This window comes from Acetobacter musti, from assembly GCF_011516835.1.
Taxonomy (GTDB): domain Bacteria; phylum Pseudomonadota; class Alphaproteobacteria; order Acetobacterales; family Acetobacteraceae; genus Acetobacter; species Acetobacter musti.
In genome coordinates, this window is sequence record NZ_WOTB01000064.1 from 1 (window position 1) to 8333 (window position 8333).

At 53.8% G+C, this 8333-nt stretch carries 7 protein-coding genes; 2 read left to right on the forward strand and 5 right to left on the reverse strand.

What is annotated here, in order from left to right; genetic code table 11:
• Positions 1 to 107 precede the first annotated feature (107 nt).
• Complete coding sequence (locus tag GOB93_RS20225; RefSeq protein ID WP_173585191.1) at positions 108 to 887, reverse strand: hypothetical protein; 780 nt, start codon at positions 885 to 887, stop codon at positions 108 to 110.
• 475 nt (positions 888 to 1362) lie between these two features.
• Between GOB93_RS20225 and GOB93_RS20230 the strand changes: the two genes are divergently transcribed.
• Together GOB93_RS20230 and GOB93_RS20235 are read left to right on the forward strand one after the other, a co-directional pair.
• Positions 1363 to 2031, forward strand: coding sequence for a hypothetical protein (locus GOB93_RS20230; RefSeq protein WP_173585192.1), 669 nt, complete (start codon positions 1363 to 1365; stop codon positions 2029 to 2031).
• A gap of 214 nt (positions 2032 to 2245) precedes the next feature.
• Positions 2246 to 2866 (forward strand): hypothetical protein, encoded by a 621-nt coding sequence (locus GOB93_RS20235; protein ID WP_173585193.1) that lies wholly within the window; start codon positions 2246 to 2248, stop codon positions 2864 to 2866.
• A gap of 491 nt (positions 2867 to 3357) precedes the next feature.
• On the opposite strand, the gene GOB93_RS20240 is transcribed toward GOB93_RS20235, so the two are convergent.
• The 4 genes from GOB93_RS20240 to GOB93_RS20255 form a co-directional block, all read right to left on the reverse strand.
• Positions 3358 to 4101, reverse strand: coding sequence for an IS5 family transposase (locus GOB93_RS20240; RefSeq protein WP_408742427.1), 744 nt, complete (start codon positions 4099 to 4101; stop codon positions 3358 to 3360).
• Between the two features lie 179 nt (positions 4102 to 4280).
• On the reverse strand, positions 4281 to 6137 hold the full coding sequence (locus tag GOB93_RS20245) for a hypothetical protein (RefSeq protein WP_173585194.1): 1857 nt from the start codon (positions 6135 to 6137) through the stop codon (positions 4281 to 4283).
• A gap of 245 nt (positions 6138 to 6382) precedes the next feature.
• Positions 6383 to 6769 carry a helix-turn-helix domain-containing protein gene (locus tag GOB93_RS20250; protein ID WP_338422426.1) on the reverse strand — a complete coding sequence of 129 codons (387 nt, stop codon included), beginning with the start codon at positions 6767 to 6769 and terminating at the stop codon, positions 6383 to 6385.
• A 224-nt stretch (positions 6770 to 6993) separates the two neighbouring features.
• The gene (locus GOB93_RS20255; RefSeq protein ID WP_173585195.1) at positions 6994 to 8175 is read right to left on the reverse strand and encodes a site-specific integrase; all 1182 of its coding nucleotides are present in this window, start codon (positions 8173 to 8175) and stop codon (positions 6994 to 6996) included.
• Positions 8176 to 8333: the final 158 nt, after the last annotated feature.

Genomic DNA, 8333 nt, shown 5'->3' on the forward strand with positions numbered 1-8333 from the left:
CTCAATCAGCGGTTCCCAGATCGCCCATGTCTCATCAGTGAAAGTGCCTGTTCCGTCTCCTTCTTCAATCCATACAATATAGGAAGTATTTTAAGATCTAACAGGCCCTAATACTTTCGGAAGGGCGTCGGTTCGTTGGATTTCACCTGAGTCCGACTGCGCGCTTCGGCACGCTTCAAGTGAAGTTTACGAACCTTGGATGCATTATCGAGCGACCGTTCAATACGCGACGTCAGTGTGCCCCAAGATTCATAAGGCGGCGGAAATCGTGCTTCGAGGTCGAACTCGTAAACGCAGATTAGGCCCAACCGAAGACTTTTTTCTGCGGCGTGCATAAGCCCATTGAAGATGTTGACGGCGAGTTGGCCTTCCCGCTCCCACCAGTCGTCGACGTGCTGCGAAATCTCATTCAACGAGTCGTAGTAACGGATAAGAGCAATGGCCTTCTCACCAGGTAGATCGCGCACCTGCGGTACGCTCGGATAAAGCGTCGGCAAGTAAGGTCGAAAGTCCGCCTGCAGATCATTGGTTTTCACGCTGTTAACCGACGATTCACAACTGAAGTTAGCCGTCGATCGATCCAAGATGTACCGAACTCGTTCGACGGTTCGTTGTAATTCCGGCGCAAGCGCAGCGACGGCACCCTTCTCTTTGTTCGCTTTGTCCTCAGCATCGGCGCGACGCTTGTTCAATTCGGTGATCCAGGCACCAAGGAGTGCCCCACCAGCACCGAACAATGAACCTGCAAGTGGCGTAATGTCCTGCCAGAGGGCCACGCCCCCACCAAAGAACAGGCTGATCGAAACGGCCATATGCGGATTTTCTTTGATGTATCGTACGACACTCTTTGGCGCGAACACGTTGAGCTGCCTGTCTAAGTCCACCATTGCGCCTCTCTCGTCCTTTAAAGCTATTATAGCGCACACCTCATCAAAAAATGGATGTCGTTGTCGAAGCAACTCTGAACCATCAGGACTGATAACTTTGGTGCGATGTACTGCAGACCCACCTTTCTAAGTCTCGTCGACATCGATCGGGATGACAATTTTAACCGTTCCACCAGAACTAAGCTGCACTCCGCCAGCGGCCCAAATCACTAGCTCAACTTCGGACAAGCTACGTCTCCTCTGCGGAGATGCTTCTTGGCGAGAGTATGTCCAGCATGAGGCGACTACAGCCTGTCTGCGGCCATTCACTGAGCAACCAGGCTGTTTATAGAGGTGAGCAGAAAGTCGGCGACAGAACGATCGGATTACAAAAGCACATATTGGGATGATCGAGGTTTCCATCCAGATGCGCCTGAACCAACCATGCGTTGACAGATGCATTCTCCCATCAAGAAATCTAAAGCCGCAGTGTCCGATGACTGGATCATCATCGAAAAATGTATCATATACTGACGTGAGAAATTATACAGAGGGCAAAATGCTTACCTGGAAGAATGAATACTTGGACAAATATAAGATACTTATTGAACGTTATGCCGAAAATAAAAAGGAAAATTACTGGGGGATAGATTTTAAATCAGGGAAAGCAGGTTTTTCTATCGGAGAAGAAGACAAGGTCGATCCTCCCAAAGAATTGGAGAACTTATATGACAACTCAGAGGCGATAATATCAATACATCATACTCATCCCGATGAACGAGCTCTAAGTCACCCGGACTTGATGCTATTAATGCGGCCAGGAGTTGATGAAATATGGGCTTATACTCCAGATTTCGGGATATATGGAGCAAAACTGCAAGACAAAGACAACCGTAATAAATATGAGGAGGCTCTCGGATTTATTTTCTCTCAAAATGAATATTTATTTTCTAGATATATTGAAAATGTTTGTAGAAGAACAATAGAGGTAAATAAAGATGATTACGATATTTTACTTCCCATAGCACGACTTATGGCCCTTGAAAATAGTGGGCTAATTTTGTCAAACATAAGAATTTCTGATAAAATACGTAGAATAAATAATTTCTTATTTGTTATGGATTTGCTTCATCGCTGGCTTTCGGAAGAGATTCAGAAATTATAATCTATTTATGCAGTAACTATATTATAAAAGTCAAATTTTCAACGGATTATTACCTTTACTGAATGACCGAGACGAGATGGAACAGACTATGCTCTTTGGTCTGGGCCTATCTTGCTGGCTTCCGAAGTCGTCTAATAGGCAATTGATCCCAAGCAAGGGCAGAAGGTGCTGAATGAAGGACATATGGGATAGTTTGAAGGGATCCCCTATCTGGATGTTTGTGGCAGCCGCGATAGTAGCGTTACTACTCTGGCAGAACAAAACATTGAATACAGCGGTGCCGGCTGATTATCGGGCCTACATCCCGCTGGTAGCCGTTGCAATAATGGTATTCATGCTCGCCCGGATTGCTGGTACCATCGCTTCGTCCGCCAGTTCGCGTCGGGAGCGGCGGCGCGAACTGGCCCGTATGCGCCTGACTAAGCTGTATCGTCCCATGCTTACTCTGTTCAACGAACAGCATATGACAACATGCTCATCCTCTTTGGCGCCTTATGTCAAAGATCGAGTCAGGAATGCTTGGAAGGCGCTCCGGCGCCGTCGAGGTGGTCTTCAGAAGATGTTAATTGCTTGGCAGGCGCTCGGAGACCGACAAATCTCTACCTCGGCGGAGATGGAATATGGAAGCACCTTTCCTCTTAGTCAGATCAAGACGCTGGTACGCGCGTCTCCCGACTGTGCCGATGGCAAACTACTGAACCTCGTCAGGCAGGCTGATCGTTCGCACTATGAAGATCACCCTCAATATTGCGAAGTAACCGATGCCGAATATGCCCTAGCCGAGCACATCTTTGCGGAGCACGAGCGGTTATCAGCACTGTCCGAACGCTGGTGAAGTAGCAACCTGCAGCGTGTCATCAGACACAAAGATAAGCCTTTAACATGACGACGATTTTGCAAGGACTCTTGTAACATTTTACCACCCCTATTCACGGGTGTCTGATGCCGCCGTAAAAGCTTCCGTTTTTGCACCAACCCGCCCAAATGCCTGCGTCCTCGCCGATTATTTCCCATAATGGTCAGCCCGCTTTCAGCTCAAAGTGACAGCAGGAGCTTGCACGGATTATGTCTGCTTTTCAGAAGTCCAACAGCTTTTCTTATGTCCGGCATGAGGCGACTGCTGCCTGTCTACTTAATTCTTATAGCTATCGTTTATCCAGTGATTGCCGGCCAGTCATTCGGTCGCTGGTGAGGTAAGAGCCCTTTTGGAAATTCGGTGTGAGGGGTTTTCATGGGGTCTGGTGCGTGATTCAAGCTCTGGATGTGGACGGGCTCTGTTGCAAAATTCGGGTATTGGGTGTGCTGAACCCTTTTCATGGCTTTCCCTTACGCGACAGCGTGGGTGACGGGGATTCCGGGCGCGGTGAAGCGGTTGAGTGTGGCGACACGGACGTGAAACTCTGTGATCTGACGGTCAAAGTCCGTTGCTGACAGGCGTCGGCCCAGCAGCTTGATGCAGTGCATTTTCGCCTCAACGCGGCTTCGTCGATGGTATTCGCTCCACCATCGCCAGATGGTCCGCCCCAAACGGTCTGCAGCCCGCAAGGCCTCATTGCGGGCGATCGCGCCGGGTGTTGTGGGGCTCCATGGTTTTGCGTTTTTCCGAGGAGGAATAACGGTCTGCGCGCCACATTCGGCAATGGTCTCATGACATCGTCGGGTGTCGTAAGCCCCATCGGCCATGACGCTAGCGATATCTTCCTCTTCGGGGATCTGAGCCAGGAGCACCGGCAGGATCGGGGCGTCACCGACATCGTTCCCCGTCATTTCAACGGCCCTGATTTCCAGAGACCCTTCGTCGATAGCAATATGAAGCTTGCGCCATATCCTGTGCTTTGACGCCCCGTGCTTGCGGGCGTGCCATTCACCTTCTCCCTCGACCTTGATCCCGGTGCTGTCGATAAGGAGGTGGAGCGGCCCATTCGAACCCCGATAGGGGATGTCGACTATCAGGGATTTCTGCCGACGGCTGAGCGTACTGAAATCCGGCACCAGCCAGGTGAGGCCTGCCAGCCGCAGGGTGCCCTGGAACAGGTGGTAGAGGATTACCCCTTTCCATTTTCCGTCGATGAGCAGAAGTGTCGCCTCAACAGTACAGCCGGGACTGCAATCAAGTGATTTATGGCGGATATGATATTACGAAGGCTTGCTTGGTCCGTTCATTACGGCGGCTTGTCGTAGGGTCCGTGAGACTTGCATAGGGGTATGCGGCTGAGACACTCAGTCCTGTCCGCAGGCAGTACACGGCGCTACCTGCGGTCGGGCTGCTGACGCCACCGCCCGTGATCTCGGGTTAACGAAGCAGGGCGACGTCGAGAGGTGCTCCGTCGCGTCTTACAGAGCAACTGCGAACTGTCTCTGAGGAGTGACCGTGTTGTGGCGCCAATCCGCAGTGCCTCGACAATCTTTTTCCTGAGAAGTGCCACACCATGGACATCGAAACCGCAGGCATGAACGAGGTGGTGCATGAGTTTTTTGCAAAAACGGGTATGACCACCGTTCTCGCCCGGATCAACGCCGGATGCAGGTTTTCGAAGAACACGAAACATAGCGGACAGGTACTGGTCGAGCGGTTTCGGGCGATGGACCATGCGACAGCGCCTTGGCGCGATGGGGGATGGCTGAGCTTCGCGGAGTGTTCTCGCCATGACGCCTATACGATAATCAGCCTCGATTTTGTTCACCATATTGGCTCTGATTATCTTCAGCAGAACGGGAATACGTTCCTGATGATATTCTTTCTCGAGATACGGTTGAAGCCGCGCAAGCCGTGCCGGGACGGCGCTGAGAGCGCGCTCCCTCACGGAGATGTCGTTCCTCATGCCAGCCTCGCGCAACAGCTGCTGCCGAGCAGCCTTCATCCCTGACCGACGCTGCATGGAAGCCGTTTTCCAGAACCGTTTTCTGGCTTTCTCAAAGGCGGCCTCGGCGTCACGATAAGCCTGGGCAATCTCCGGATTATCCCCGCCCGAAGCGGGCGTGTCTGGACAATTCAGAACCGCTGGAAAACGCCGTAGATCTCGCTTGTAACTTTCATAGTACGCCAGATCTTCCAGTTCGGTCTTCCGATGTGAGACAAGATCAGAAAGGGTTTTTCCATTAAATAGTATCTCTGTCCTCGTGAGATGCTTTGTACTACCAGATAGGGGGAGCGAACTGCCGGTCAGGATTATCTGATTCCAGTGCGTTCGGATGGTTCGTTCGGAGACACCTGCTGCCATTGCAAGAGCTGTTTGCGTCAGCTCTCGATTACGGGGCCACTCGGCGACAAGACTCACCAGCAGACGCGATGTGGCTTCAAATCGGATCTTCCCGGTCTCGCGTCCCGCACGTGCCTGCGCCTGTCGGGGTGTTTCGCTGGGGTCTCTGCGTCTGGTCGGATGGGCGGCGCGAGATGCGCGTTTTTTCTGTAGATAGCCATGAATACGCTCACACATTTCATCGACAGTCAGTCGAGCGACGGGGCGCGGAAACTGTTTATTGACCGCGAGAGCATAGGCAAGAATATCTTTAAGATCAGGCGACGGATGATTTCTGAAATGCTTCCGGACCTCGTCGAACAGGTGCTGGTTGGTGGTCCGGATCGCTCCTGGAGTGTTGTAGAACTCAGTAGTTTTGTCGCAGTCCTCACCGAAGTCCGGGCCTGCTTGCGGCGAAAGCAGCTTGATGACAGCGCGTAGTTCAACCGGCCCCGCCCCTGGCAGGATCTTCCAGACGGGCTGAGCAGGTGTAGCGCTGTCTGGAAGATCCTGCCGGATTGCCCATGGTGACCCGACCAGACTCAGCGCAGCAAGGCGCGATGCCCCGAGAGCTTCCGCCATCAGAATTTCAGCCTGATCGGCGAGGGCCTGAGGGGCAGTACGTCCCTTGGCGCTGGTGATGACGGGCGTGCTCAGCCACAGGATTGCGAACCTGCCTGGCCCGACGGCATCAGTGACGATCATCGGACGGATCATGTCCGGCAGGGCTACCCACCGTTCCTTCCAGCCAGGGCCAAGCTTAAAGAGCAGGGCGTTGCGAGCGCTCAGGCTGTTCGGGGAGACGTAACGCTGTGAAATCGCCTCTACGAGGTCCATGATCTGCGCTGCCGTCTCGTCTTCGGTCATCGACGCGCGCACACGGCAGGGCATTCGCAGCAGACAGGCTTGTGCGATGGCAGAAATCGCGGGTGAAGAACTCTGTCCAATCCGCGCCAGGGCGCCCTTTAAGTACTCCTGGTGCCGGACATGCCAAGCAGGAAGTGCAGTGATCTCATGGTCTGCAGACGCTGTCAGCGCTTTTGCCTGAACTGAATCTGTGCGCAACGAAAATTCCGCTTTATCAGGCATGACACAGGCTGGCAGCGGCTCGTTCAGAATAACGAAAGGCCGAGGAGATACACAGCAATGATCAGGGCCAGAAGAGCAGCCGCCCGTACGTAAACAGAGACCGTCACGACCTCGATCTGGCCTGTCGCTCGCGGGCGACCTCTTTTACGCCTGACCGCAAGACCGTGCTGGTCAGCTGCAGCAGAGTTATCCATGTCGGGTACAGGGGTATTGCGCTGAACGTGCGATGCGAGAAAAGCGTCAAGATCCTGCTTGCGAAAGCGAAGTCGTCGACCAATCGCAATAAAAATGGTCGGCCCCTGGCCGCGGGATCGCATTGTGCGAAAGGCATCGTATGATATTCGCAGGTAGTCCGCCGCCTCTCTCGAAGTCATGACCTCGCAGGCGCTGCCGTTATTCCGGTGATCCACGTCCGTCCTCACTGCTTCCCTGTGCCGCATTCAGGATAGTCGGAAGTATCCGGTAAAATTCAACAGAAAACCGAAGGAAGTATTTTCGCTTTCGTTCCGAATATTATTTTTTGCGGGGCGTTTCCGGTTTCTGGCCAGAGAGATTTTCCGCAGCAGCAAGAACGATAACAAAATATTTCAAAGCGGGTTTTGTCAGGCTCACATCTGTATCCTGTGGCCCGGATCTACCTGGCCACGCCTTCATCGCTGTCATAAATGAAGCCAAGCACACGAGCGCGCTCTTCCGCATTCTCCGCAAGGGTCGTGAGCACGGGCTGGTAGTAGCGATCCAGACTTTTAAGATCGCGGTGCCCGGTCACGCGGCATAAATCGAGCGGATTTGGAAACAGACGGGCCAGTCGCGAGGTTGCCTCGTGCCTTAAGTCGTGGAAGGTCAGGTCGTGAAGACCGGCCCGTTTCACCATTCGGCCGTACCTCACTGAAAAAGCGCGTTCGTCACCAACATCGAAAATCAGATCTTCGGGTGCTGGCGGAGCGTCGAACGAAGCGAGTTTCTCACGAAGCAGAGCCCGCGCGCCGGGCATCAGGGGCCGGATTTCGGGGCCTCGCTCTTCCGCGAGATGGATAGTTTTGGTGTGCGCCAGACTGATGGTTCTTGCTGTGAGGTCGACGTCACACCAACGCAGAGAGGTGGCTTCGCTCAGGCGGGTGGCCTGCTCGACGGACCACCTGACGAGCCAGACATCATCAGGATGGGTGTCTGATCTCACAGCGTCCAGCAGACGCTCATACTCTCCGGAAGGCTCGTGCTCCCCCGGCGAGACGCTCCCTGCGGAACAGGCTGCCTCTTCCAGCCTGCGATTGCGCTTCCGGTCCGCACCCGCCGGTCGCTTGATCAAGCGACCTGAAGCTGGATTTTGTGGCAGCGGCACGTCCCACTCAGACATTGCATGCTGCAGAATGGATGCGAGAAGGTTGAGGCGTTTCACAACGGTCGCGGGGGCCAGATCTTTCGCCTGCCTGTCCCTAAAACCTCTGACAGCCGGGATCGTAAGGCGGGAGAGCTTCAGGTCAGCGATCGTGTCGCGGAGCAGAGCCGGAATATGACCAGTGCGATCGCGCTCGCGATGAGCCATGCACTCATCTCGATATCGCTCGATCAGCGCTCGCAGCACGATCCCGTCGAGGGTACGGACATCGATATTGCGGCCCTCGCGGACCTTGACCGAGGTCTCTTCAAGCCAGGCACGTGCAAGACGGGCCGTATCGAATGTTCTGACAATCCGCTGGCCATTAACCAGTTTGCGTGCCCGATACTGCTTCGGACCCCGGCAACTCACACCATCGGGCAGCGGACGTCCCGTGGCGGGATCGTTAGCATTCTCGGCGGATTTTGTGCGGGCCATGAGACGAACTCCGAAAAGGGGGCGGAATCGTCATTGGTCCAGAATTGGGTTCTTCCGCACTTTTCGTGATGGGTATCTTGTACTGAGGTTCCGGAACTGGGAAATCCAGAAAGTCGTTCACTTTCATGGATATTCCCCAGTGTCACGCCTTCGGTCTC